Below are 26,512 nucleotides of genomic sequence, written 5' to 3'. Positions count from 1 at the left end.
GGAGTGGGGCGAGTTGATTTTGGGGAAACAGAGCCTTCACCTGACGACAAGGAAACGAGCCCTTACCCGGGCCCACGGAGGTAATCCCCTTGGCTGCTGCGCGTAACGCATCCACCACCACCCTCAAGAACGGCCGCGGAGTATCGCGGCTTTCGTTCGCCAAGATCTCCGACACGCTGACGGTCCCTGACCTGCTCGCGTTGCAGACTGAGTCATTCGACTGGCTCGTCGGCAACGAAGCATGGACCGAACGTGTCGCGGAGGCCAAGCAGGCGGGACGCACCGACGTTCCCGAGATCAGCGGTCTGGAGGAGATCTTCGAGGAGATCTCGCCAATCGAGGATCTGAGCGAGACGATGCAACTCTCGTTCACCAACCCCTACCTTGAGCCCGAGAAATACTCGATCGAAGAGTGCAAGGAGCGCGGCAAGACGTACGCCGCCCCCCTCTACGTCGAGGCCGAGTTCATGAATCACCAGACCGGTGAGATCAAGACTCAGACCGTCTTCATGGGTGACTTCCCCCTGCAGACCGGCAAGGGCACATTCATCATCAACGGCACCGAGCGTGTCGTCGTCTCGCAGCTGGTGCGTTCGCCCGGTGTGTACTTCGACAAGACGCCCGACAAGACGAGTGACAAAGACATCGTCTCGGCACGCGTCATCCCCAGCCGTGGTGCATGGCTTGAGTTCGAGATCGACAAGCGCGACCAGGTCGGTGTTCGTATCGACCGCAAGCGCAAGCAGTCGGTCACCGTCTTCCTCAAGGCTCTCGGCCTGACCACCGAAGACATCCTCGCCGAGTTCGCTGGCTTCGACTCGATCGAAGAGACGCTGTCGAAAGACACCATCCTCACGAAGGAAGATGCGCTTCGCGACATCTACCGCAAGCTTCGTCCGGGCGAGCAGGTTGCTGCCGAGGCTGCGCGCGCGCTCCTTGACAACTTCTACTTCAACTCGAAGCGCTACGACCTGGCAAAGGTTGGTCGCTACAAGATCAACCACAAGCTGGGCATCGACAAGCAGCTGAGCGACTCGGTTCTGAGCGTCGAAGACATCGTCGCCACGATCAAGTACATGGTTCGCCTGCACCGCGGTGACTTCGCGTATGACGGCATTCGCAGCGGCAAGCCCGCCGAGATCCGTCTGGCTACCGACGACATCGACAACTTCGGCAACCGCCGTATTCGCGCCGTCGGCGAGCTCATCCAGAACCAGGTTCGCACCGGTCTTTCGCGCATGGAGCGCGTTGTGCGTGAGCGCATGACCACGCAGGACATCGAAGCGATCACCCCGCAGACCCTGATCAACGTGCGCCCCGTCGTCGCGGCGATCAAGGAATTCTTCGGCACCTCGCAGCTGTCGCAGTTCATGGACCAGAACAACCCGCTCGCGGGTCTGACGCACAAGCGTCGCCTTTCGGCGCTCGGGCCCGGCGGTCTGTCACGTGAGCGTGCCGGCGTTGAGGTTCGTGACGTTCACCCCTCGCACTACGGCCGTATGTGCCCGATCGAGACGCCTGAAGGCCCGAACATCGGTCTGATCGGCTCACTCGCATCGTTCGCGCGCATCAACTCGTTCGGTTTCATCGAGACGCCGTACCGCAAGGTCATTGACGGCAAGGTCAGCGAGCAGATCGACTACCTCACCGCCAGCGAAGAGAGCGACTTCATCGTTGCTCAGGCCGGTGTCGAGCTCAAGGCTGACGGCGCATTCGTCGACGAGCGTGTGCTTGCTCGTCGCGGTCAGGGTGGCGAGGTCGACCTCTTCCACGCGAGCGAGATCGGCTACATGGACGTCTCGCCGCGCCAGATGGTGTCGGTTGCTACGTCGCTGATCCCCTTCCTCGAGCACGACGATGCGAACCGCGCACTCATGGGCGCCAACATGCAGCGTCAGGCTGTGCCGCTGCTTCGCAGCGAGTCGCCTGTCGTCGGAACCGGTATGGAGGGCTACGCAGCCATCGATGCTGGTGACGTCATCACCGCTGAGAAGGCCGGTGTGGTCATGGAGGTGTCGGCAGACGTCGTCACCGTTCAGCTCGACGAGGGCGGCACGCAGGAGTACTACCTGCGCAAGTTCGACCGCTCCAACCAGGGCACCAGCTACAACCAGCGTGTGATCGTCTCTGCAGGCGACCGCGTTGATGTTGGCGAAGTTCTTGCCGATGGTCCCGCGACAGAGAATGGCGAGCTCGCGCTCGGCAAGAACCTGCTCGTGGCGTTCATGACGTGGGAAGGTCACAACTTCGAGGACGCGATCATCCTCAGCCAGAACCTCGTGAAAGACGACACCCTCTCTTCGATTCACATCGAGGAGTACGAGGTTGACGCCCGCGACACGAAGCTCGGCAAGGAAGAGATCACTCGCGACCTGCCTAACGTCAGCCCCGACCTGCTGAAGGACCTCGACGAGCGAGGCATCATCCGCATCGGTGCCGAGGTTCGCCCCGGCGACATCCTCGTCGGCAAGGTCACGCCCAAGGGTGAGACCGAGCTCAGCGCCGAGGAGCGTCTGCTCCGTGCCATCTTCAACGAGAAGAGCCGCGAAGTTCGCGACACCTCGCTGAAGGTTCCTCACGGCGAGCAGGGCACGATCATCGCCGTCAAGGAGTTCAACGCTGAAGACGGTGACGACGAGCTCGGCTCGGGTGTCAACCGCCGCGTTGTCGTCTACATCGCCCAGAAGCGCAAGATCACCGAAGGTGACAAGCTCGCTGGTCGTCACGGCAACAAGGGTGTCATCGCCAAGATCCTTCCGATCGAGGACATGCCCTTCCTGCCCGACGGCACACCCGTCGACGTCGTTCTCAACCCGCTCGGTATTCCGGGTCGAATGAACTTCGGCCAGGTGCTCGAACTTCACCTCGGCTGGATCGCCAAGCAGGGCTGGAAGGTCGAAGGCAACCCCGAGTGGGCGGCCAAGCTGCCAGAAGAGGCTCGCGAAGCTGCACCGAACACGAAGGTCGCCACTCCGGTGTTCGACGGCGCGTTCGAGCAGGAAATCGCCGGTCTTTTGGACTCGACCACGCTTACGCGTGACGGCGAGCGTCTGGTCGACTCCTCGGGTAAGACGATGCTGTTCGACGGCCGCTCCGGCGACCCGTTCCCGGCACCCGTCTCGGTGGGTTACATGTACATCCTGAAGCTGCACCACCTTGTCGACGACAAGATCCACGCACGCTCGACGGGCCCGTACTCGATGATCACCCAGCAGCCGCTCGGTGGTAAGGCTCAGTTCGGCGGACAGCGCTTCGGTGAGATGGAAGTGTGGGCGCTTGAGGCCTACGGTGCCGCATACGCGCTGCAGGAGCTCCTCACGATCAAGTCCGACGACATCCTCGGCCGCGTCAAGGTGTACGAGGCCATCGTCAAGGGCGAGAACATTCAGGAGCCCGGCATTCCCGAGTCCTTCAAGGTTCTCCTCAAGGAGATGCAGTCGCTGTGCTTGAACGTTGAAGCACTTTCGGCAGACGGCACCCCTGTCAACCTGCGCGACACCGACGACGAGGCCTTCCGCGCTGCGGAAGAGCTCGGCATCAACATCTCGAGCCGCTTCGAATCCTCGTCAATCGACGAGATCTGATCCGGCCAGGCAACGAACGAATTTCCGACACAGGAGAACTAGTGCTCGAATCAAACTCTTTCGACCAGCTTCGCATTGGCCTGGCCACCGCCGACGACATTCGTCGTTGGTCATTCGGTGAGGTCAAGAAGCCCGAAACAATCAACTACCGCACGCTCAAGCCCGAGAAGGACGGTCTCTTCGGAGAGCAGATCTTCGGACCCTCGCGTGACTGGGAGTGCGCGTGTGGCAAGTACAAGCGCGTGCGCTTCAAGGGAATCGTCTGCGAGCGCTGCGGCGTCGAGGTCACCAAGTCCTCGGTTCGTCGTGAGCGCATGGGCCACATTGAGCTCGCGGCTCCCGTCACCCACATCTGGTACTTCAAGGGCGTTCCCTCGCGCTTGGGATACCTGCTCGACATGGCGCCGAAGGACCTCGAGAAGGTCATCTACTTCGCCGCGTACATGGTCATCTCGGTCGACGAAGACGCTCGTCACCGCGACCTGGCCACGCAAGAGAACAACATTCGCCTTGAGCTGAAGACTCTCGGTGAGCGTCGCGACTCACGCGTTGCCAACCGTCTGCAGAAGCTGGAAGAGGAGCTTGCTGCTCTCGAAGCCGAAGGCGCCAAGGCTGACCAGAAGAAGAAGCTCAAGGATGCTGCCGAGAAAGAGATGGCAGCAACCCGCAAGAACTTCGACGAGCAGATCATTCGTCTCGAGAAGGTGTGGGAAGACTTCCGCACCCTCGAGGTCGGCCAGCTCAAGGGTGAAGACGAGATCTTCCACGAGCTTCAGGACCGTTTCGGTCAGTACTTCGAAGCTCACATGGGTGCGGAGTCGATCAAGCGTCGCCTGTTGACGTTCGATCTCGCTGCCGAAGCCGACAGCCTGCACCTGCAGATCTCTGAGGGCAAGGGCCAGCGCAAGATCCGTGCGATCAAGCGTCTGAAGGTCGTCAACTCGTTCCTGTCGACCGGTGCTTCGCCCGCGTCGATGGTGCTCGATGTCGTTCCGGTCATTCCGCCGGAGCTGCGCCCGATGGTTCAGCTCGACGGTGGCCGCTTCGCAACAAGCGACCTCAACGACCTGTACCGCCGTGTGATCAACCGCAACAACCGTCTTCGTCGTCTGATTGACCTCGGTGCCCCCGAGATCATCGTCAACAACGAGAAGCGCATGCTGCAGGAGGCCGTCGACGCACTGTTCGACAACGGTCGCCGCGGCCGCCCCGTTACCGGTACCGGCAACCGTGCCCTCAAGTCCCTCAGCGACATGCTGAAGGGTAAGCAGGGTCGATTCCGCCAGAACCTGCTCGGAAAGCGCGTTGACTACTCGGGCCGTTCGGTCATCATCGTCGGTCCCCAGCTGAAGCTGCACCAGTGTGGTCTGCCCAAGCAGATGGCTCTCGAGCTGTTCAAGCCGTTCGTGATCAAGCGTCTTATCGACCTTGGCCACTCGCAGAACATCAAGGCAGCCAAGCGTGCCGTCGAGCGCACGCGCCCCGAGGTGTGGGACGTTCTCGAAGAGATCATCCGCGAGCGTCCGGTGCTGCTCAACCGTGCACCTACGCTTCACCGTCTCGGCATCCAGGCGTTCGAGCCTCAGCTCGTTGAGGGCAAGGCAATCCAGCTTCACCCGCTCGTATGCGCAGCGTTCAACGCTGACTTCGACGGTGACCAGATGGCCGTGCACCTGCCGCTGTCGGTCGAGGCTCAGGCTGAAGCGCGCATTCTGATGCTCGCGTCGAACAACATCCTCAAGCCCTCTGACGGCCGTCCGGTCACCCTGCCTTCGCAGGACATGATCATCGGTCTTCACCACTTGACCACGGTCAAGGAAGGCGCAGCGGGAGAGGGGCGTGCATTCGGGTCGGTCAGCGAGGCGATCATGGCTAAGGACGAGGGTTCCCTCGACCTGCAGGCCAAGGTGCGCATTCGCGTTCCGGGCCTCACGTTCCTCGAGGGCGAAGCGCCCGAGGGCTACGAGAAGCACGGCCTGCTTGACGCATCACTTGGTCAGGCGATCTTCAACGACACCCTTCCCAAGGGCTACCCGTTCGTTCGCGAGCAGGCAGACAAGGGCAAGCTGTCGCAGATCGTCAACAAGCTCGCCGAGGAATACCCCAAGGTTGAGGTTGCTGCATCGCTCGACCGCATCAAGGACGCCGGCTTCTACTGGGCTACGCGTTCGGGTGTGACCGTTGCACTCAGCGACATCCTCACCCCGCCGAACAAGGCTGAGATCGTTGGCGGCTACGAGAAGCAGGCCGCGAAGGTTCAGGGTCAGTTCGAGAAGGGCCTCACGACAGACGCCGAGCGTCGTCAGGAGCTCATCAAGATCTGGACCGAGGCCACCGACGAGGTTCAGAAGGCGATGCGCGCCAACTTCCCGGCAGACAACACCATCAACCGCATGGTGTCGTCGGGTGCTCGTGGTAACTGGCTCCAGATCCGCAACATCGCGGGTATGCGAGGCTTGGTGAACAACCCGAAGGGTGAGATCATTCCTCGCCCGATCATCTCGTCGTACCGCGAGGGCCTGTCGGTTGCGGAGTACTTCATCGCAACCCACGGTGCTCGTAAGGGTCTGGCTGACACCGCCCTGCGTACGGCTGACTCGGGCTACCTCACGCGTCGTCTCGTCGATGTGTCGCAGGACGTCATCATTCGCGAAGAAGACTGTGGCACCCGCAAGGGCCTCGACTTCACGATCGCTGAAGTCGTTGATGGCGCGCTCGTCAAGGATGCCAACGTCGAGAACTCGGTGTTCGCACGTACGCTCGCCGCTGACGTGGTCGATGGCAAGGGCGAGGTTCTCGCCGCTGCTGGCGACGACGTGGGTGACGTTCTCATCAACAAGCTCGTCGAGGGTGGTATCGAGACCATCAAGGTGCGCTCGGTGCTCACCTGTGACTCGGCCGTCGGTGTGTGCGCGCGCTGCTACGGTCGTTCACTCGCGACCGGCAAGATCGTCGACATCGGTGAGGCCGTAGGCATCATCGCTGCGCAGTCGATCGGTGAGCCCGGAACCCAGCTGACGATGCGTACCTTCCACACCGGTGGTTCGGCGTCGGCAGATGACATCACCCAGGGTCTTCCCCGTGTGCAAGAGCTCTTCGAGGCGCGTACCCCCAAGGGCGCGTCGCCCATTGCCGAGTCCGCCGGTCGCATCACGATCGACGAGACCGACAAGGCGAAGAAGGTCATCCTCACGCCCGACAACGGCGACGAGCCGCACGTCTACCCCGTGCTCAAGCGCGCAACCCTCCTCGTTGAGGACGGCGACCGCGTTGAGGTCGGCCAGCCCCTTCTGGTCGGCACGCTCGACCCCAAGGAGGTCATGCGTGTCATGGGTGCCCGCGAGGTGCAGCAGTACCTCGTGAACGGTGTGCAGGGTGTCTACCGCTCGCAGGGTGTGCCGATTCACGACAAGCACATCGAGGTCATCGTTCGCCAGATGCTGCGCAAGGTCACCGTGGTCGACCACGGCGAGACCACGTTGCTGCCGGGTGAGCTTGTTGACTTCAAGCGCTACCAGATGATCAACCGCGAAGCGGTCGGTTCAGGCAAGCGTCCGGCTTCGGGTCGCCCCGAGCTCATGGGTATCACGAAGGCGTCGCTTGCGACCGAATCGTGGCTCTCGGCCGCATCGTTCCAGGAGACCACGCGAGTGCTCACCCAGGCAGCGATGGACGGCAAGAGCGACCCGTTGATGGGCCTCAAAGAGAACGTCATCATCGGAAAGCTCATTCCTGCCGGAACGGGACTCACCAAGTACCGCAACGTCACGGTCGAGGCAACCGAAGAAGCAAAGAGCGAGCGTTACCCGCACCGCATCTTCGCTTCCGACGGCGCGTACACCGATGCTGACCTGAGCTATGTCGATTTCGACAGCTTCACGACCGACGACTTCACGAGCTACAACTAGTCAACGTCTGAAGTGAGCGAAGTGCCCCGGGCCTCCCGGGGCACTTCGTCGTTTTCGCGGCCACTTGGGCACCCGATGCCGTGCCGTGGCAGGACATTCGCGAGATGCGATTAGCGTGGAGCTTGGAGGCATGACGATGGCACGAGTCGGTGGGCGCAACGCCTGGCTTGCCGTGCCCATCGGCTTGATCTGTGCGGCGATCGTGGCAGCCCTGGTCTGGCTTGCAGCGCCAATGACTCCCATTCTCAGCCAGTGGGGCGGCGACATGCTTCGCGAGGCCTCGACGGCAGAACCTGTGCCGTCCGAACAGCCCAGCCCGACCGAGCTGGCGGCGGAAGAAGGTGACTTCGACTGTCGCGCGATGTACCCCGACTCGTTGTGGGCAGTGATGGCGTGGCAGGCCGGTGCCTTGCTCTCGCAGACAACAGCCGCACCTGCCAGCGAAGCCACCGCGCTCACCGATGCCCTGCAGCCTGTCGTTCGGGTCACGTGCGACTGGAGGTGGCACGAGGGTCATACCGTGGTGTCAACCCTCTCGCGAGTGGGCGAAGACGCCGTCGCTATCGCCGAGGCGTCGCTCGAGGGCGAAGGCTTCACCTGCGCCGAGGTCGATGCGGGCGTGAACTGCACACGAACCAGCGGTGACGTGCGCGAGACGCAGACGGTACGCGATGGCTGGTGGCTCTCAAGCGTCGAGTCGGCGTGGCATCCTGAATCGTATGGCTCGCGTCTCAGTGCTTTCGTGTGGGGCGAGGCGGAACCAGCCGAATAGCGGCGAGAGGCGGGGCTATTCGTAGATGCTGGCGACGAGCGCGTCGGTGTAGCCACTCGGGGCAAGGTTCGAATAGCGAGTATCGATCAGCACGCCATCGCGCCAGAACACCGTTCGACCGTCGATGACCGGGTAAGTGGCGTTCTCCCATGTCTTCTCGCACCGCGTGCCGCCGCTCGGGGTGTAGCACGTGAAGTCTTGATCATCGACGAGCTCGTTGAGCATGTCGAGTGCGGGGCCACGTGACATATACGAGATCGTGGTGGTGAGATTTGTCGTGTCGGCCGCGGGGTCTGCCCAGATGCAGATCAAGCTGCCGTCGGGTTGCGACCCTGAGGCGCCGAAGGCGGGGTCGTTCAGCGGAACGCCATCGAGCTCCTGAGCCACCGCTGGCGTGAGCAGTCCGCCGCAGTCCTCAGGGATCTCAGCCTGCGCTTCTGCGGTGGCACTCGGCGTCGCATCCGGTGTGATGGTGGCTATCGGAGTGGGGCTCGGCACCAGCGTCGCGGTCGCCGAGTCGGTGGGTGAGGGGGTGGACTGAGACTCCGACGCGCACCCGGCGAAAACGGCCACGATGGCCAGAATGGATGCTGCCAGCGCGACCCGCGGCGAGGAGTGTCGTCCCATGCGGCAACCCTAATCGTCTTTGCCGACAGTCAGCGAGGACTCTCAGCGCACTTGCGGTGACAAAAAACACCGCGACGCGCCCACGCTCATCCACGGCACGCCTAAGGGAAACATTGCTTGCAGGACGTTATTGTCGGCAAGGCGGGGAAGAGCCCTGCGTGAGGAGTGCCTTCGATGAGTGATCCCAAGTCTTCATACGGCGAGCCGGTAGACGAACCGACGTCTGTCGACGATGTCGTCGGGCGCGCCAACGAGGGTCTTGCCGACGCGGAAGCCGCTCGCGGCGACGCCGTGAACGACGAGACCAGTGCCCCCGAACAAGCCCCGGCCTACGACGGCTCGCCGTCAGCCGCTGACGAGGTGCCGGCGCACGAAGCGCCGATCGACCCGGACGCCAATGTCGAAAAGGCGTGGGCGCAAGAGTATTCGTCGCTTGGCGGCGACCCGATCGCCGAGGCGGCGCCCGTTGCCGATGCGCCAGAGAGTGCGGTTTCGGCTGACGCCACGAATGGTGCCCCGGCCGCATCGGAGCCGGTAACCACGGCGTATGCGCCATCTGACGACGCCGTCACCACCGCCTACGCGCCCGCAGACGCCCCCACGCAAGTTGCCCCCGTCACGCCCAGCGAGCCAGCGATTGAATACGCAGCCCCCGCCGCGACGGCCTACGCGCAGCAGCCAATCTTCGTTCAGGCCCCCGACGCACCTCACCCTCGAGGCAATCGTGCCGCTGCCGGTGCGATCGGCCTGCTGGCAGCGATCGCGTTCGGAGTGCTGTATCTCGGGGCGTGGCTCGGCTTCGGCGCGATCACCGGAGCGGTGACCATTGACAACGTCGGTACGGCCGCGTTGGAGGCACTGGCTACCTGGTCGCTCTGGGTTCCCATCGTCGTCTTCTACGTCGCGTTCTGGCTGCTGGGAGCGATCATCAATCGCGGACGTTGGGGAGCGTGGGTCATCTTCGGCCTGCTCGTCGGCGTCGCATCCTATGCTGGCCACATTCTCGGCGCACTCTTCCAGGCGCCGTTTTGGACTCTCACCGCAAGCGAGGGTGCCGCGCTGGCGGAATCCGAGCTGCTTGCCCCGCTCGCCATCGCAGCGTTCGTGATCGGACGCGAGCTCACCATCTGGTTCGGTGCCTGGGTTGCCGCCCGCGGCAAGCGAGTAACCGAGCTCAACGTCGAGGCCCAGCGCGAGTACGAGCGCACGCTCGAGGCGGGCCCGCAGCTCACTCAGCAATAGCCCCGGCAACACACATGACGTCTGAACGCGGCGGTCAGGGCGGTTCCAACCGCTCGACCGCCGCGTTGGTGTTTGCGTCGATGGGCTACGTCGCGCTGGTGATCTTCGGCCTCGGCATGACGAGCCTGGTGCTCGACCAAGACGTCATCGCGGTGACAGGTCTCGGACAGGCGCCCGCTATCGTGGGGCTCTTGGCGTCGCTGGCAGCGTTTGCCCTCGTGCTGTGGGGAGCAGTCCGTCGAGAGCGCCCCTCGTATTGGGCGTCTGCGACGACAGCGGCGACGGCGTACGTTACCTACGTTGTCGTGCTCTGGCTGACGGCGCTCGTCACCAGCTCAGATGTCGCACGCGCGACGAGCGCGGCCACGTCGATTGCGACGACGTGGTTTGGTGCGGTGATCGCGGCTTCAGCGTTCGTGTGCGCATGGGCGGGTGTTGCGCTGGTGCGCACGCAGGCCTCGCAGCCTCGCTGGCCGTGGGAAGAAGAAGAGCGCGACGACGAAGAATAGTGCCGCGCAGAGGGCACGTCACCACCCATTTCGGCGATGCGGCGCTACCGTGGGGAGGGTGGAGCGGTCAATCGAGACCCAGGTGAGCCAGGCAGTCGACGCCTGGCTGCTTTGGCTGCCTCGATGGGAACCGGCAACGCATCGCGGCCGCGTCGCTCCGTGCCGGCGTTGCTTCGGGTCGCCGGTGCTGTCTGCGGCGGGACTGGGCGCAGATGTGCCGCACGGAGTGCAGCATGGGCTTTCGACGCGGATCAAGACAATCGTCGATCGCGCGGTTGCGGAGTACACCTCGGTGAACCTGCCGATGCTTCAGGCAGAGCTCGACCAGCAAGCCACGCGCAACAGAGCGCGCAGCTATCGGCCCGCCGAGGGACTCGAACCAGAGTTCGAAGGCCTGCCGCTGGATCCCGACCCGGTGCCAGGAGCGCCCTTCTTGTTCACGATCTCAGGCCTGGCCGAAGAGGTCGACTCAGCGGTGCCCGATCTTCCCCCGTTGAGCGCCGAGGCGAAGGCCGCGTTGCGTCAAGAAGTGGGCCTGGCTGACGACTACGCGAACATGGTCGGACGCGAAATCTGCGCGGTGATGTTGCACCATCGCCTTCGCATCCAAACCGCCATTCAGGAGTTCGTCGAGCCGCAGATCGAGGCGATGCTCGAAGAACTAACGCGGTCACTCGATGCCCCGTTCGACCCGAATGATCCGCTGAACGGCTGATCTCAGCATCCACTGTGTCTGATGGCTTTACACAGCCGAATCAAGAGGGTCAGGAACCCTCGGCGGAATTTGTTAGCATGACCGAGTTTGCGGTGCTTATGCAGCGCTCAGACATCACGAAGCGAACAGCGGAAACAGCGGGGGTTGGCGCATGGCAAGTCGTCTTCCTTCAGCGCCCCCGATCCTGCCTGGCCTCGCCTACATTCGGCCGCTCGGCTCGGGCGGATTCGCCGACGTGTTCTTGTACGAGCAGGACATGCCTCGACGAAGCGTTGCGGTGAAGGTGCTGCCGAGCGACGTGCGCGATGCAGACCTGCGTCGTATGTTCAATGCCGAAGCCGATGTGCTGGCCCGTCTGTCTGCGCACCCGTCGATCGTCACCGTCTACCAGGCGAGCATCTCTGCGGATGGCCGCCCCTACATCGTGATGGAGTACTGCCCGGGCTCACTCGCGCAGCGCTACCGACTGGAACGCATTCCGGTCGAGGAAGTGCTGGTCACGGGCGTTCGCATGGCCAGTGCGCTGGAATCGGCGCACCGTGCCGGTCTCGTGCACCGCGATGTGAAGCCCAGCAACATTCTCATCACGACCTTCGGCACCCCCGTGCTCGCGGACTTCGGCATCTCGTCGTCGTTGCTGAGCCGGAGCGCTGATGAGATGCTGGCGATGTCTATTCCTTGGAGCGCACCCGAGGTGATCTCGGAGTCGACCGCTGGCACCATCTCGAGCGAAGTGTGGAGCCTCGGCGCAACGGTCTATTCACTGCTGGCTGGCCACAGCCCATTCGAGCGCCGTGAGCGCGGCCAGAACACCAAAGAGCTGTTGCGTCGCCGCATCGCGCGAGCGAGCTACACCGAGATATCGCGCGATGATGTGCCCGCCTCGCTTCAGGCGGCGCTGGCCAAAGCAATGTCTCGAGACCCCGAGCGCAGGTACGCTTCTGCGCTCGACTTTGCGAACGCCTTGCGAATCGTGCAGGCCGAGATGGACCTCTCGCCCACGCCCGTTGAGGTTCCCAATGCAGAGTGGTCGCCCGCTTCTGCGCCGGTCGATTTCGCTGACGCTGAGCTGCGGGGCCCGGCGCGGTCGCGAATTGAGCGAGACGTGACACGCAAGCCCCGCGGCGAAACGGGCATGTCAATGCTGGCCCGTGATGAAGACACCGAGTTCTCGGCACCGTCAGGCTCATCGCGCCCACGCTGGCACTGGCTCGCGGGCGGTGTCGTGGGCGCCGTCGTCGCGGTCGCCATCGGCGTCGTCGCCACCCTGCTTGCAACAGGCGCACTCTGATGCGCCGCAGCACGACCGCGGGCATCATCGCCGCATCGGCGGTCGCGGCGGTGGTCATCGGCATCAGCGTGGTGTGGCCAGGTTTGGATGCGCAGGACACCCCCGAGGTCGACAACGCAGTGTGGGCATTGCAAACCGGCGAGGGGCGACGCTATGCGCGGGTGAACACCGCCATTGACGAGCTCGACACGGTGCGCGACATCAGCAACCCGGATCGCGTGGTGCAGACAGCAGACGCGGCCTATCTGTTCAGCGATAGCCTGAGCAGAGTCACACGAATCGACGAAGCGCAGCCGGTTGACCTCGATGAGACGGCGCTCGCGAGTGCCACTCCAACTCCGGCGGGCACCGTCGCCGTCGTCACGGCCGGTGACTATGTCGCCTACCGCACCGATGCGGGCAGCGTTTTCTTCGGCATGCTCTCAAGCGGCACCACGAGCCAACTCGACCCGCTATCAGACGACGAGAATGCCCAGCAATACGCGGCTGATGCGATCGCGATCGATGAGCGTGGCCGGCTGTTCGCGTATTCTCGCGCCGACGCGGCGGTGCTGACCTATGACATCCCCTCCGATGATGTGCGAGCGCGCGACGAGTTGACTGCCGAGGGGCTAGGCACCCCGACGATCACGGCGGCTGGCGATCAGTGGGCATTGGTTGACGTTGAAGACGGCGAAGTGTGGCTGGGCGACGGCGGGCGCGCGGTTGTCGCCACGACGGGAACCGTTGTCGTTTCTGCTCCAGATGCTGAGGCCGACGCCATCTATGTGGCCGACGAGACATCGCTCATCGCCGTGCCGACCGACGGATCAGAGGTGACCACGCTGGTGGGCGACGGCACCACAGTGAGGGGCGTGCCCGCCGCTCCCGTCAGCAGAGACGGTGCGCTGTACGCTGCCTGGCTCGGGCAGGCCGATACCGGGGGTGTGCTGTGGACTCGCGGCGCGGGCGACGTATTGCTCGACTACGGCGGCGAGAGCCTGCCCGATCAGCGTCGGCCAGTTTTGGTGCTGGGTGAGAGCACGGCCATCCTCAACGACACTCGCTCGGGTTGGGCGTGGAACGTGCCCACCGGCGAACTGCTGGCTTCGAGCCAGGATTGGTCGCTCGACGACCGCACAGATCCAGAAGCCGTGCCCAGCGACGAAGAACGCGAGGTGGTGCTCGAGCCGAAGCCGCCCATCGCCGAGCCGGATGCGTTCGGCGTGCGTGCCGATCAGTTGGTGACGCTCCCCGTGCTGATGAACGACCATGATCCGAACGAAGATGTGCTGACGATCGTTCCCGATTCGGTCACCGGGCTCGATGAGGCTTTCGGCACGGTTCGCATCACCGACGATGGCCAGCGGCTGGCTGTCTTCGTCGCCCCCGGAGCGAGCGGCAGTGCCGAGTTCGCCTACGCGGTGCAGGACGGCACGGCAACAGACGGACTTCGCTCGAAGTCGACATCCGTCATACTCACCGTGCACAGCGAGAGCGAGAACGCTGCGCCGCAGTGGTGCGGTGTTGAGGGCTGCTTGCTCGAGTGGCCTCAGCCCGAAGTTGCCCGCGGCGGCACGGTGACTGTGCCGGTGCTGCCGGGCTGGGTCGACCCCGACGGCGATCCGCTGCTGCTGCTCGCCGTACACAACCCCACGCAGATCGGCAGCGTTGCGGCCACGCCAGCGGGCGAAGTGGTCTACCAGCACAGCGACAGCGGTGGCGGCAGTGAAGAGCTCATTGAGCTCACGGTGACCGTGGCCGACACCGCCGGCGAGCAGACCGAACGCCCGCTTGCCATCAGAGTCTCTTCGCAGCCACAACTCACCGTGCAGTCGTTTTCGACCATCGACCTTGCTGGCGGACGTACCACGATCGATGTCGCTGGGCACGTCACCGGCACCACGGGTGCGCTGTCGCTCGAATCGGTGCGGGTGCTCGATGACGCGAGCGCGACAGCCACCGCCGTGGGCGGCACGACGCGGTTCGACTTCACTGCGACTGATCCTGGAACGTACCGCGTTGACTTCACCGTGACCGATGGCCTGAGCGATGAGACCGGCACGGCGCTCATCACACTGGTGCCCGCTGACGCCCCGGCACAGCTGTCGACGTCACCCGTCGTTGCATTCGTATACCCCCAAGAAGACGCCACTTTGGACGTATTCACCGCGGTGTCCAATCCCACGCGGCGCGTGTTGCTGCTGAGCGATGCGATCGCCACGGCAGAGCCGGGTGCACAGCTGTCGGTGGATGCTGTCGGGCAGAACAACCTTCGCATTTCAGGCACGACAGCAACCGGCGCGGCAGGCCGCCTCGGCACGGTGTCATACGTGGTGAGCGATGGAACCGAAGATTCCGGCGCACGGATCGAAGGCGAAGCGACGGTCTATCTGCTGCCGCCGGCACCTGAACTAGCGCCCATTGCCGTGGACGATTCTGTCGTCGTGCGGGCGGGTGGCCAGATAGACATCCCGGTGCTCGAGAACGATATCGCCCCTTCGGGCGGTGCACCCACGCTGAATCCTGCTTCGGTGGTGTCGTCGGCGTCTGATGCGCTCGCTTTCGCTTCGGCAGACACCCTGCGGTATCTGGCGCCCACGACGCCCGGCGACTACACGATCGACTATGAGGCCTACTCAACGGGAGCGCCCTCGCTTGCAGACAGCGCAACCGTGCGTGTGCGTGTGCTTTCGGCCGACACCAACCGCGCGCCAGTGCCCGAGACCCTTGAAGGTCGGGTGCTGAGCGGCCAGAGTGTGGCGATTGACTTCGACGACTTCGGCATGGACCCAGACGGCGATACCGTCACGCTGGAACGAATCGTGACCCAGCCTGAGCGAGGCGCGGCGACGGTAGCCGCTGACGGGCGCTCGATTCTCTACAGCAGCGTGCCGGGGGATCGCGGGCAGGCGACGTTCCGCTATCAGGTGGTAGATGAATTCGGCGAGCAAGCCGAGGCAATAGCGCGCGTCGGCGTGCTCGACGCTCAATCGAACCCGAGCCCGGTTACCTTCTCGGACTACGTGCAGGTGCAGGTGGGTGAAGCCAATCAGATCAGGATCAGCCCTCTCGCCAACGACATCGACCCGACCAACGGCTCACTCACGCTGACCGCGGTGCGCCCCGATCTTCCCGAACAGTTCGCCGATGGCACCGATAACCCTGAGTACGAGCGCCTCGCTGGCCTCATCGAGTCGATGGATGACTCGACGATCGTGATCAATGCGGGCGCTGACACCGGCACGAAGTCGTTCCTGTACGACCTCGAATCCGACTCCGGCAACACCGCGCGCGGACTCATCGTGGTGAGAGTCGTGCGCGACAGGGTTCCCGATTTTCCTATCGTGGACGACACCGTGTTGACCGTGGAAACTCGCGACGAGTTTGTGTCTGGAGTGGATGTTCTCGACGGCAAGGTTGCGTGGTCGGGGGGCGCTGTCGGTGATCTTGAGCTGTCACTGTGGCAAGACCCGACCGATGTCGAGGTCGAGGGGCGGATGCTGAGTGGTGACCTTCCCGCACAGAGCCGCCTCATCCCCTTCGCCGTCACGGGAGAGGGCGCGTCGGGCGAGGTGACGACGTACGCGTTCCTGCGCGTGCCAGGCGATGAGGATTTGGCGCTCGCGCTGCGCGCAGGCATGCCCGCGCTCGAGGTGACCGAGCTGGAGTCGGTCACCTTCGATATGGCGGAACTGGTCGCGATTCCTCGCGGCACAACGATGCAGGTGGGCAGCTCCGTGACCGTGTCAGGCGCGCGCAGCGAAGCGAGCTGTGCCCGAGACGGCGCGACGAGCGTCACCTATGTGGCAGGAGCGAGCGCGCCGTGGACTGACGCTTGCGTGGTTCCCGTGCGCCTTGAAGGACAAGAGGATTGGACGTACCTCTCTGTTCCGCTCGCCATTCAGGCTCTTGACCCTCAGCCGGTGCTCAGGGCCGGCTCGATGACGGTCGGACCGGGCGAGACCGCCAGTTTCGATCTTCGCGATCTGACGACATGGCAGCTGCGTGAAGACTGGAACAGCATCGAGTATTCGGTGGACTACTCGGGTGCGTCATTCATGGTGACCCAGAGCGGGTCAGAGGTCATCGTCACGGGTCGAGATGCCGCGGTGCCCGGCGCCGAAGAGGCTGCGGTCGTCGCAGTTGTGAGCCACCCGGCGGTGAGCGCAGTGCGGCTCATCATGCGCGTCGGCGCGGCGCCGTCGACGCTTCCGCAGGGCGGATCGATCACCCAACAGTGCTCGCAGTCGAATGGCTCCTCGTGCACGTTCGACGTCATCGGGGCATCCGGCGAGGTCAATCCACTGCCGGGCACACCGCTCGAGGTCGTCGCGGTGCGCGGCACTGGGGCGTGTGTGGGGGTGAGTTTCGCCGTGGCAGGGCCGACCTCGGTCACCGCGAGCTGGACGGATGAGGCGCCGGGCGCCACCTGTGCGGCGAGGTTCTCTGTGAGCGACGCGCAGCAGCGGGTGACGAGCGCGCAACGCGACGGCCGAATACTGCTCGACCTTCTCGGCTATCCCAAAGCTCCCGCCAGCGTCGTGCAGAGCGCATACGACAGTGGCAGTGTCACGCTGCGCGTCGACCCCGGCGACGCTCGTTCCGCGTATCCGGCTTTGACCGGCTTCATCGTGCGTGTCGACGGCGAAACGGTCGCGCGGTGCGCGGCAAACGGAGCGTGTGGTGCTATCCCCGCCCAGAGCGGCCAGAAGCGCACCTATGTCGTGACAGCCGTGAGCGATGTGGGCGAGTCGAAGTCGAGTGTGCGAATCGTTGCGTGGGCGTATGACCCGCCAGCGGCACCGACAAAGGTCGCAGCGACTCCGGTGATCACCTCGGGCGAGGGGGGAGTGGTATCGCTGGTGATCGATGGCATCGACGCCGACCAGACCGGCAGCCTCGAGATCACGAGTGCCGCCGGTGAAACGGTGCGCGTGCCCGTGGTGCGAAACCAGTCCACGATCGAGGTGGGCTCGTATCGAGTGGGCACCAATGTGGCCACGCCCGTGACCGTCACCCCGTACTCTCGGTTCGAGATTCCTAACGGCCTACCTGGCGATCCCTCCGGGGCGTCAGCCAGAGTGACGACAAATGGCATCGGCGCGCCGCGCAATGTGCAGCTCTCGTTGACGGCCACTTCTCACTCAGACGGTACGGCCAGCGTCGAGGCGCGGGTGTCGGCAACGGCGAACGGCACCGGTTCGACGTTGCGGTACGGCGTCGTTCGACAGGGTGAGCCCTGCACGGTCAGCACCGCCGGACCGGTCGTCGTCTTCGAGGGCTTGGCGACCGGCGACGCGTACTCTTTCACCGCGTGTGTGGAGTCGTATCGCAGTGACACCTCATTTGGGCGAAGCGAAGCGCAGCAGACTGTGCGCGCGTACCAGAACCGCACCGCGCCGCAGAACTGGACTTTCGTCGTTGACGCGACCCCCAATGTCGCCGGCCAGCGCGCCGAGTGGATTATTCGCAACCAGCCGACGACCACCGAAGACCTTCCCCGCCGCACTCACGCCGAATTCAGTGGCGGTCCCGCCACGAGCGTCTTCGGTCAAGATCCGGGAATGCGGGTGAGATACGTGCACGACGATTGGCAAGACTGGTCAACACCGTGGGCAGCGGTCAGTCCGCGCGCGGGCAGCGCTCCCTATCAGCTGCAGGTGAGCTGGAACATCTCCACGTGTGTGGGTGGAGCCGAGCTGGCGACCAGCTGGCAGTCGTCGAAGGCGCCCGACGGCTCGGGGGCCAACGTGACCTTCGGCAACAGCGCAGTGCGCTACTACGACGCCTCCGGCGCGCTGCTCGCCCATCCGGCGAACACGTGGACGGTTCCGGTGGGCGCAGTGCTGGTCGAGGGCGTCAGCGTATCGGCGGGCTGGAGTGCGCAAGGGTGGGGGCTTTCCCCCGCGTCGAGCACGCTTTCGGCTACGTGCGACCCCAACCTGCCGATCACACCCGAACCGACACCCTGAAGACGTGCGGCACCTATGACGAAGGAATCACAATGACGCTCACCCAAGAGCAAGCGACCTGGTTTGCGCAGACGTTCGATCAGATCGCCGACAACGTCGAGCGCGCGGTATTGGGCAAACGCCACGTGGTGGAGCTCGTGCTCACCGCGATGCTCAGCGACGGTCATGTGCTTCTCGAAGACGTTCCAGGCACCGGAAAGACATCGCTGGCTCGAGCGGTCGCCCAGTCGGTGAAGGGAACGAATACACGCATCCAGTTCACCCCCGACCTCCTGCCCAGCGACATCACCGGCGTGAGTGTCTATGACCAGAAACAGGGCGTGTTCGAGTTTCACTCCGGGCCGATCTTCGCGAACATCGTGCTCGCGGACGAGATCAACCGCGCCAGTCCCAAGACGCAGGCCGCGCTGCTGGAAGTCATGGAAGAAGGCAGCGTCACGATCGACGGTGTCTCGCGTCAAGTTGGCGTGCCGTTCCTGGTGCTTGCCACCCAGAACCCGGTGGAGCAAGCCGGCACCTATCGCCTGCCTGAGGCCCAGCTTGACCGTTTCATGATGCGCACCTCGCTCGGCTACCCCGACCATGCCGCGACGGTTCGCATTCTCGACGGAGCTGCCGTGGCAACCGATCAGCTCCCCCCGATCATCGCGCCCGAAGTCCTTGTCGGCATGGCTGATCTCGCTGCGTTGGCGTATGTCGATTCGCTTGTGCTGGATTACATAGCTCGACTCGTCGAGGCAACGCGCAACGCCGACGAGGTGCGCTTGGGCGTGAGCATTCGCGGCGCGCTCGCACTCACGAAGGCATCACGCTCGAGGGCGGTGTCGCAGGGGCGCACATACGTGACCCCCGACGACGTGAAGTCTCTCGCCGTGCCGGTGCTCTCGCACCGACTGATTCTGCATCCCGAAGCCGAATTCGACGGGGTCACTCAAGAAGCCGTGATCTCGCAAGTGCTTCTCGACGTGGTGCCACCCAGCAAACACGAGTCTGCATGAGCACGACCGAGTCGCGCCTCACCCGCACATCCGCTGCCACCAGCGCCGGGGGAGCGACCCATGTCACGTCGACGTCGGTGACGTCGTCGGGGCGCGGCCGCGCGTTGGTGCGCGTGGTGGTGTGGTGGTCTCGGTTCTGGCGCAACACGGGAGTGGCCGTTCGCCGCGCCGCGCAGTGGAGTGCGCGAACCGTGCGGCCCGCCGGCGTGGTTGTGGCTGTTGCAGCATCCATAGGTCTTGTGCTCGGCATCGCTTTCGGTTGGGTTGAGTGGATGGTCGCCGGCGTGATCGCGCTGGTGCTGCTGCTGGCCAGCATTCCGTTTCTCTTCGGCGGGCGTTCTTACCAGGTCGACCTGAAACTGCAGCACGAGCGCATTGTTGCCGGCAACGGGCTGATGGGCGAGATTCTGGTGCGCAACGACGGCAAGCGAACGGCGCTGCCCGGCCGGGTCGACATTCCCGTAGGCGCAGGCTTGGTGGAGTTCGGCGTGCCGCTGCTCAGACCGGGGCACTCGGTCGGGCAGCCCCTAGAGATTCCCGGGATGCGTCGAGGAATCGTGACAGTGGGCCCGGTCACAACAGTGCGCAACGACCCGGTCGGCCTGCTGCGGCGTGAACACGCATTCCGTGACGTGCATGAGGTCTTCGTGCACCCCCGCACGGTGACCCTCCCGTCGACGAGCGCAGGATTGATCCGCGACCTGGAAGGCAGCGCCACCAAGCGGGTGGTCGATGCAGACATCACCTTCCATGCCATTCGCGAGTATGTTCCCGGCGACTCGCGCCGCCAAATCCACTGGCGTTCAACGGCCAAGACCGGCCGCCTCATGGTGCGCCAATACGAAGAGTCTCGTCGCTCGCGCATGGCGATCGTGTTGGCGTCAGCGCAACAGGAGTTCGCAGACGCCGACGAGTTCGAGCTTGCCGTGGAATGCGCGGCATCGCTGGGGCTGCGTGCAGTGCGCGACGCTCGCGATGTGGTGATCGCAACCGGTTCTGAGGTGCCGCGTGCGGTGCGCGGTCGCCTGCGCTCGATTGCCCGCATTCCCGCTGCTTCGCCGCGTGTGCTGCTCGACGGCTTCAGCGGGGTGGAACGGATTGAGAACGCGTCGTCGCTTGCAGATACCTGCCGCCTCGCAGCGGAATCGGGCGCCCAGCTTTCGGTTGCGGTGATCGTTGCCGGCTCGTCGGTTCCGCTGGTACGGCTGCAACAGGCGGCGCTTGCGTTCTCGATCGACACCGCGGTGATCGCGGTGCGTTGCGACGAGCGCGCGCACCCGCGAGTTCAGCCCATCTCGGGCGTCACCGTGCTCACTGTGGGCACACTCGACGACCTGGCAGGACTGCTGTTGCGGGGTGCGACCGAATGAAGGCTCTTCGAGACGATGCTGCGCCGCGCACGCCGTGGGTCACGCGGCGCGTCGTGGCGGGATTGCTGTTCGCTCTGGCAACCGTGCTGATCTCGGCTGTGGCTGCGTGGCCCATCTACCGTTCGACGCAGTTCGTTCTGCTGGTGGCTGTGGCGCTCGCCGCTGCCACCCTGATCGCGGCGGTATCGTGGCGCCAGCAGTGGCGCGGCTGGCTGGTCACGGCGGTGCTGGTCGCCGCTCTGCTCGTACTGGGAGTGACACTCGCGGTTCCTGCGCAGCTGGGCGCGCCCTCGGGGTGGGGTGAGAGCCTAGCCGAGGTGGTGGCGGGGTTCTTCTTCGCCTGGAAAGATCTGGTCACCGTCGAATTGCCCGTCGGCTCGTATCGCAACCTGCTGGTGCCGGCACTGGTGTTGTTCCTCGTGGGGACGTGCGTGCTCTTGCGGCTGTCGTGGCGGCCGGACCGCCTGGCGTATCTGGCGGTTCCGCTGGCTATCGCGATGGCGTCTTTCGGACTGTTCTTCGGGCGCACCTCGGTGAGCATGCCGCTGCAACTCGGCCCGGTGGTGCTGTACGCGCCCGTCGAGACCGCGAGTGGTGCGGGCATTCTGGTGGTGTGTCTGGCGTGGCTCGCATGGCGCACGAGCGACGAGCGTGTGCGCGCGCTGCAACGGGCAGCCGACTCCAGTGGCATTCGCACACCGCGCCGTTTCTCGCAGGCAGATCGACGCCGCGCTTCGCTGGGGGCGGGCATGGTTGCCGTGGCGGTGCTGATTGGCATTGTCGTGGTGCCGCTGAGTACCCACGACGCTGATCGCCAGGTGCTGCGCTCGTCTGTCGGGCCCGACATCGATTTGGCTCAGGCGGCGAGTCCGCTGTCAGAGTATCGCGCCCTGTTCGCCGACGAACGAGCCACCGACATCATCTTCACGGTGACGTCTGACGGAGCGCTGCCCGCAAGAGTTCGCATCGCCACTCTCGACGCATATGACGGAGAGGTGTATCGAAGCGGTGGTGCGCAGCAATCGGCTGAAGCTGCGCAGTTTGTGCGCCTGCCATCGACGATTGATGCTGGCGAGGGCGCTCAGGTCGAGGCAGAGATCACAATCGGCGCTCTCGGCGGAATCTGGATGCCCACCTTGAGCGGACTCGAAGCGGTCGAGTTCGCCGGCGCTCGAAGCGCTGATCTCGCAGACAGCTTCTACTACAGCGTGGATGCGGCAGCAGGAGTGCAGACCGCTGGCGGCGGTCTCAGCGCGGGCGACACCTATACGGTCCGGGCGGTCGAGAAGCCGACGCCCGCACTCGCTGAGATCGAAGCGGCGGGCGCGGTCAACGACGGTGCAGCCGTTCCGGAGAATCTGACGAGGTGGGTCGAAGAACACGCGCAAGGCACCGAAGGTGCCGCGCTGCAATCGCTCATCACGCTGCTGCGCGAGCGGGGTTATCTGAGTCACGGGTTGGGTCTCGCCGACGAGGAAGAACCCGCCTGGGCGAGTGAGCTGGTTGACTACACCGTTCAGCCCAGCGCTTCTGGTCACTCACTCGCACGAATCGATACGCTTTTCGAGCGGCTGCTCGAACGAGAGAACGACCCGCGTGCGCAGCAGACGGGCAACTACGTCGCAGCGATCGGTGATGACGAACAGTTTGCAGTAGCCGCGGCGTTGATCGCGCGTGAGCTCGGGTTCTCTTCGCGTGTCGTCATGGGTGTGCGGATCGGTGACGCGCCCGCTGGACTAGCGGCGTGCGATAACGGCAACTGCGAAGCGCAGGACGTATCGGTGTGGACCGAGGTAGCGGCGGCTGACGGCGAATGGGTGCCCATCGACGTCACGCCACAGCACGCCAACACGCCCAGCCTCGATGTGACCGAACTGCGCGACCCCGAGAACGTGACCGAAGTTCGCCCCGACGCCGCCGAACCGGTGCTGCCCCCAGATCCCGTGCAACAAGACGCCGCCCTGCCCGATGACGACGGTGATTCGAACGGCGTCGATCTGGCCTGGCTCTGGGCAGCCCTGCGGGTTGTGGCAATTATCCTGCTGGTGCTGTTGATCGTTCTCGGCCCCTTCCTGGTGGTGGTCGCGGCCAAAGCAGTGCGGCGCCGTACACGTCGACGTGCCGCCACGCCCGCCGATCGTGTCGCGGGTGCGTGGGAGGAATACGTGGATGCAGCGGTTGATGCTCGTTTCGAAGCGCCCGCAAGACTCACCCGCCGCGAGCTCGCCGTCGCATTCGGCGCCCCCGAGGCTGTGCGTATCGCCGACGCCGCAGACCGCGCGGTATTCTCAGGAACGGCGGTCACCGACAGCGATGTCGAAGCGGTCTGGTCGCAGGTCGCGCGGCAGAGCGCTGCGCTTCGCGCTGATCTTTCTGCTGTCCGCCGACTGGCGGCATCCGTATCGTTGAGATCGTTCATTCGTCGGCTCGAGCCCAACAGGGGCACTCGCTCCCCGAACGTTCAGAAGGGACGGCGCGCCTCGCCCGCGCGCTCCACGCTATGACCCTCGAAGCATTCACGCTCGGGCTCTTCGGCCCGATTCCGCTCGTTGCCGCGATCGGCATTTACGTGTGGACGGCCCTCGCTCTGGGTGCCGTGTTTCGCAAGTCTGGTAACCACGCCTGGAAGGCATGGGTGCCGTTCTACAATCAGGCAGTCCTGTTTCGACTCGGCCACCTCTCGCCCTGGCTGCTGCTGCTCTGGCTTGTGCCGGTGCTCGGCTGGGCGGCGGTGTGGATCGCGCAGGTGCTTGCGTGCCACCGCATCAATCTTGCTTTCGGTGTGAACGCTGCGATGACGGCGCTGGCGGCGCTGCTGTTCCCGGTGTGGGCATCAGTGGTTGGCTTTGGCAGTGCTCGCTGGCTCGGAGCGAGTGAGCGTCGAGCGCTCGACCCCAGCGTGCCGCGACCCGCATACGCGCGACAGAGTTATGTGGATCATGAAGAACTATCCACTCAGCCCAGTTCAGTTGACAAATCCGTCACGGATGCGCACAGTTCAGTAGACTCACCACCTCCTACCCTCAGCTGGGCGCCCGAACCAGAGGACGCCAAGGAAGAACCTATGATCGACGACGAATCCGACTGGGAAGACGTTCATTCAACCTCTGACGCACCGGCTCCCATGCCGGCGATGAAGTTTGCGCCAACAGATCCCGCGAGCATTCCCGATGGTGTTCTGCGGGGTCGAGGGGGAGCGATCCTGCCCACGGGCGAGACCACCGATCAATCCACCCACCCGCCGGTTACCCGGGTGCCAGCGGCAACGGCCGACGCAGAGCGTGACCCTTGGGCGCCGAGCGATCCTGAGGCCTTCCCCGAGACATCGGGACCGGTCTCGGCGGTCGTGGGAGCGCCCGAAGCAGGCACGCCCCGCTCAGCACGCACCTCGGTGTCGTCGTTTCACACCCGCCCCGAGATTCCCGAAGATGTACTCGACGAGACGATCATCGCGCGCCGCAGGCGAACGAACTGGTCGCTGGTGCTGCCGACGGGTGAGCCGGTCGCGCTCGGCTCCACGACGGTGCTGCTGGGTCGGCGTCCCGCCGCCGACCCAGACCATCCGACGGCCCAGCTCGTCTCGGTCGACGATGGCACCGTTTCAAAGACCCACGCCCGGCTCGAGTTGAAGAACGATCGCTGGTACATCACCGACCTTGCCTCCACGAACGGTGTGGTGTTCGCCACGCTGGTCGGGCCCGAGATCGAAGCGACTCCGGGCGAAGAGACGGAGGCAGGCGACCGTTTTATGCTCGGCGATGCTGAGGTGCGGTTGGTGCGGACTGATCGGTGAGCGGATTCGACGACCCCGCTGAGCTTCCTGACGACGGCCCCGCTGAGCTTCTTGACGAGAGCACACTGCCCTCACGCCGTCAGAGCGCCAACGAACAACCCGCCCCGGCTGAGACCGCCGTCAGCGCGCGCCGCAGATCGGGCGCTGAAACGTCGCCGAGCATCGATCCCGATGACGGGTCGACGATCGTTGTGCGGCGGGGCGCGCGTCAGACCGCGCCGACCACCGGTTTTGCTGCCGAGCAGTCGAAGCTCACACCGACTGCGCAGCGCGAAGAAGCCGCACGCACCCTCAAAGCGCGCTCGAACGATGTGCAGATCTACGCCGTGCGAAATGCTCCCCCCGCCCGCATCGAACGGGCGGCTCCGGCCGCCCGCAGCGAGCATCGGCCGGTAGACGGCAACGCCGTCAGGCGGGCCGTCGGGCGCCGGCGTATGCGCGCAGCAATCGTGATCGTCGCAGCATCCCTCGGACTCGTGCTCGCCATTGCCGCTCTCACCGCACTGCTCTCGCTCAACGCTTGACCCTCGTTTGCCGCGACAGCCGATCCCGCGTATCATTGACCGGGTGTGTGCTAGTGCACGCCGTCTGCCGTGCCTCGGTGCGGACTCGGTGTGTCGCAACACACTTCAGGGAGAGGCCTGCGAACAGGTCGCCCCCACGGCATACCCACCACACAAATCGCGATGACTTTTGTTGCGCCGGTGGGTTTGTGGTGAAACCACGAAGCTGTCACCGTGCAGCACCTGTGCGGAACCAACAACACCGTGCAGCACCTGTGCGGAACTAAAGAACCGTGCAGCACAACAAGGAGAGAACGTGCCAACCATTCAGCAGTTGGTTCGCAAGGGTCGCTCGCCCAAGGTCACCAAGACCAAAGCGCCAGCACTTAAGTCGAACCCCCAGCAGGCAGGCGTCTGCACTCGCGTGTACACGACCACGCCTAAGAAGCCGAACTCGGCGATGCGCAAGGTCGCTCGTGTCAAGCTTCGCAACGGCACCGAGGTCACCGCGTACATTCCGGGTGAGGGTCACAACCTTCAGGAGCACTCGTTGGTGCTCGTCCGTGGTGGTCGTGTTAAGGACCTTCCCGGTGTTCGCTACAAGATCGTCCGCGGTGCACTTGACACCCAGGCAGTCAAGAACCGTAAGCAGGCTCGTAGCCGCTACGGCGCAAAGAAGGGTTGAGTTAGATGCCTCGTAAAGGACCAGCCCCGAAGCGCCCCGTCGTCAACGACCCGGTATACGGCGCACCTATCGTCACCCAGCTCGTCAACAAGATTCTTGTTGACGGCAAGAAGTCCATCGCCGAATCGATCGTGTACACCGCCCTTCGTGGCGTTGAGGCGAAGAACGGCCAGGACGCAGTCTCGACCCTCAAGAAGGCACTCGACAACGTGCGCCCCACCCTTGAGGTCAAGAGCCGCCGCGTTGGTGGCTCGACCTACCAGGTGCCGATTGAGGTCAAGCCTCACCGCGCCAACACGCTCGCTCTTCGCTGGCTCGTGAGCTACGCCAAGGGCCGTCGTGAAAAGACAATGACTGAGCGCCTCCAGAACGAGATTCTGGATGCCTCGAACGGCCTGGGTGCCGCGGTCAAGCGCCGCGAAGACACTCACAAGATGGCTGAGTCGAACCGCGCCTTCGCGCACTACCGCTGGTAAACAGCGGCGGTGGCGACTTCGCTGCTCACGCAGCGAAGTCGCCACCTCCCACACACGTCTGATCGACATAATCGATTTACCTGGA

16 protein-coding genes are annotated in these 26,512 nt (G+C 64.4%); 15 read left to right on the top strand and 1 reads right to left on the bottom strand.

All coding sequences use genetic code 11. The features are described from left to right. The first annotated feature begins 89 nt into the window (after window positions 1–89). From SJY18_RS07140 to SJY18_RS07130, 3 genes are all read left to right on the top strand, one after another. The gene (locus SJY18_RS07140; protein WP_337338987.1) at window positions 90–3,584 is read left to right on the top strand and encodes a DNA-directed RNA polymerase subunit beta; all 3,495 of its coding nucleotides are present in this window, start codon (window positions 90–92) and stop codon (window positions 3,582–3,584) included. A 41-nt stretch (window positions 3,585–3,625) separates the two neighbouring features. After that, window positions 3,626–7,492: a DNA-directed RNA polymerase subunit beta' gene (rpoC, locus tag SJY18_RS07135; RefSeq protein WP_337338988.1), complete on the top strand. Its 3,867-nt coding sequence runs from the start codon at window positions 3,626–3,628 to the stop codon at window positions 7,490–7,492. A 130-nt stretch (window positions 7,493–7,622) separates the two neighbouring features. Next, entirely contained in the window at window positions 7,623–8,264 is a 642-nt protein-coding gene (locus SJY18_RS07130; protein WP_396667052.1) for a hypothetical protein, read from the top strand. A 15-nt stretch (window positions 8,265–8,279) separates the two neighbouring features. Here the strand turns inward: SJY18_RS07130 and SJY18_RS07125 are convergent, their stop codons facing one another. Beyond that, window positions 8,280–8,891 (bottom strand): hypothetical protein, encoded by a 612-nt coding sequence (locus tag SJY18_RS07125; RefSeq protein ID WP_396667051.1) that lies wholly within the window; start codon window positions 8,889–8,891, stop codon window positions 8,280–8,282. Between the two features lie 174 nt (window positions 8,892–9,065). Between SJY18_RS07125 and SJY18_RS07120 the strand changes: the two genes are divergently transcribed. The 12 genes from SJY18_RS07120 to rpsG all read left to right on the top strand — a co-directional run bounded on the left by SJY18_RS07120 (window position 9,066) and on the right by rpsG (window position 26,427). Next, window positions 9,066–10,133, top strand: a complete 1,068-nt coding sequence (locus SJY18_RS07120) for an ABC transporter (protein ID WP_396667050.1) — start codon at window positions 9,066–9,068, stop codon at window positions 10,131–10,133. A gap of 14 nt (window positions 10,134–10,147) precedes the next feature. Further along, entirely contained in the window at window positions 10,148–10,642 is a 495-nt protein-coding gene (locus SJY18_RS07115) for a hypothetical protein (protein ID WP_396667049.1), read from the top strand. A 58-nt stretch (window positions 10,643–10,700) separates the two neighbouring features. Continuing rightward, window positions 10,701–11,357: a spermidine/putrescine ABC transporter substrate-binding protein gene (locus tag SJY18_RS07110; RefSeq protein WP_337338993.1), complete on the top strand. Its 657-nt coding sequence runs from the start codon at window positions 10,701–10,703 to the stop codon at window positions 11,355–11,357. A gap of 151 nt (window positions 11,358–11,508) precedes the next feature. After that, window positions 11,509–12,648 (top strand): serine/threonine-protein kinase, encoded by a 1,140-nt coding sequence (locus tag SJY18_RS07105; RefSeq protein ID WP_396667048.1) that lies wholly within the window; start codon window positions 11,509–11,511, stop codon window positions 12,646–12,648. Then, window positions 12,648–18,602, top strand: coding sequence for an Ig-like domain-containing protein (locus SJY18_RS07100; RefSeq protein WP_396667047.1), 5,955 nt, complete (start codon window positions 12,648–12,650; stop codon window positions 18,600–18,602). The genes SJY18_RS07105 and SJY18_RS07100 overlap by 1 nt, the downstream gene beginning before the upstream one ends. A 32-nt stretch (window positions 18,603–18,634) precedes the next feature. Beyond that, entirely contained in the window at window positions 18,635–19,600 is a 966-nt protein-coding gene (locus SJY18_RS07095; protein ID WP_337338996.1) for a MoxR family ATPase, read from the top strand. Then, window positions 19,597–20,970, top strand: coding sequence for a DUF58 domain-containing protein (locus SJY18_RS07090; protein ID WP_396667046.1), 1,374 nt, complete (start codon window positions 19,597–19,599; stop codon window positions 20,968–20,970). Before SJY18_RS07095 ends, SJY18_RS07090 begins: the two co-directional genes overlap by 4 nt. After that, window positions 20,967–23,474 carry a transglutaminaseTgpA domain-containing protein gene (locus SJY18_RS07085; RefSeq protein WP_396667045.1) on the top strand — a complete coding sequence of 836 codons (2,508 nt, stop codon included), beginning with the start codon at window positions 20,967–20,969 and terminating at the stop codon, window positions 23,472–23,474. Before SJY18_RS07090 ends, SJY18_RS07085 begins: the two co-directional genes overlap by 4 nt. After that, the gene (locus SJY18_RS07080; RefSeq protein WP_396667044.1) at window positions 23,471–24,763 is read left to right on the top strand and encodes a DUF5684 domain-containing protein; all 1,293 of its coding nucleotides are present in this window, start codon (window positions 23,471–23,473) and stop codon (window positions 24,761–24,763) included. The genes SJY18_RS07085 and SJY18_RS07080 overlap by 4 nt, the downstream gene beginning before the upstream one ends. Continuing rightward, window positions 24,760–25,287, top strand: a complete 528-nt coding sequence (locus SJY18_RS07075; protein ID WP_396667043.1) for a hypothetical protein — start codon at window positions 24,760–24,762, stop codon at window positions 25,285–25,287. The genes SJY18_RS07080 and SJY18_RS07075 overlap by 4 nt, the downstream gene beginning before the upstream one ends. A gap of 295 nt (window positions 25,288–25,582) precedes the next feature. Then, on the top strand, window positions 25,583–25,951 hold the full coding sequence (gene rpsL / locus SJY18_RS07070; RefSeq protein ID WP_017201609.1) for a 30S ribosomal protein S12: 369 nt from the start codon (window positions 25,583–25,585) through the stop codon (window positions 25,949–25,951). 5 nt (window positions 25,952–25,956) lie between these two features. After that, window positions 25,957–26,427: a 30S ribosomal protein S7 gene (rpsG, locus tag SJY18_RS07065; RefSeq protein WP_337339001.1), complete on the top strand. Its 471-nt coding sequence runs from the start codon at window positions 25,957–25,959 to the stop codon at window positions 26,425–26,427. Window positions 26,428–26,512 lie beyond the last annotated feature (85 nt).

Origin of the sequence: Microbacterium sp. R86528 (assembly GCF_044596335.1) — a bacterium.
In the GTDB taxonomy this organism is placed as follows: Bacteria; Actinomycetota; Actinomycetes; order Actinomycetales; family Microbacteriaceae; genus Microbacterium; species Microbacterium marmarense.
Note: the sequence above shows the minus strand (reverse complement) of the source record. Positions and strands in the feature narration are given on the sequence as shown.

Excerpts from the sequence above, each read along its gene's own strand:
- SJY18_RS07130 (WP_396667052.1), top strand. The coding sequence starts at position 7,623 with ATGACGATGGCACGAGTCGGTGGGCGCAACGCCTGGCTTGCCGTGCCC.
- SJY18_RS07125 (WP_396667051.1), bottom strand. The coding sequence starts at position 8,891 with ATGGGACGACACTCCTCGCCGCGGGTCGCGCTGGCAGCATCCATTCTG.
- SJY18_RS07120 (WP_396667050.1), top strand. The coding sequence starts at position 9,066 with ATGAGTGATCCCAAGTCTTCATACGGCGAGCCGGTAGACGAACCGACG.
- SJY18_RS07115 (WP_396667049.1), top strand. The coding sequence starts at position 10,148 with ATGACGTCTGAACGCGGCGGTCAGGGCGGTTCCAACCGCTCGACCGCC.
- SJY18_RS07105 (WP_396667048.1), top strand. The coding sequence starts at position 11,509 with ATGGCAAGTCGTCTTCCTTCAGCGCCCCCGATCCTGCCTGGCCTCGCC.
- SJY18_RS07100 (WP_396667047.1), top strand. The coding sequence starts at position 12,648 with ATGCGCCGCAGCACGACCGCGGGCATCATCGCCGCATCGGCGGTCGCG.
- SJY18_RS07095 (WP_337338996.1), top strand. The coding sequence starts at position 18,635 with ATGACGCTCACCCAAGAGCAAGCGACCTGGTTTGCGCAGACGTTCGAT.
- SJY18_RS07090 (WP_396667046.1), top strand. The coding sequence starts at position 19,597 with ATGAGCACGACCGAGTCGCGCCTCACCCGCACATCCGCTGCCACCAGC.
- SJY18_RS07085 (WP_396667045.1), top strand. The coding sequence starts at position 20,967 with ATGAAGGCTCTTCGAGACGATGCTGCGCCGCGCACGCCGTGGGTCACG.
- SJY18_RS07080 (WP_396667044.1), top strand. The coding sequence starts at position 23,471 with ATGACCCTCGAAGCATTCACGCTCGGGCTCTTCGGCCCGATTCCGCTC.
- rpsG (WP_337339001.1), top strand. The coding sequence starts at position 25,957 with ATGCCTCGTAAAGGACCAGCCCCGAAGCGCCCCGTCGTCAACGACCCG.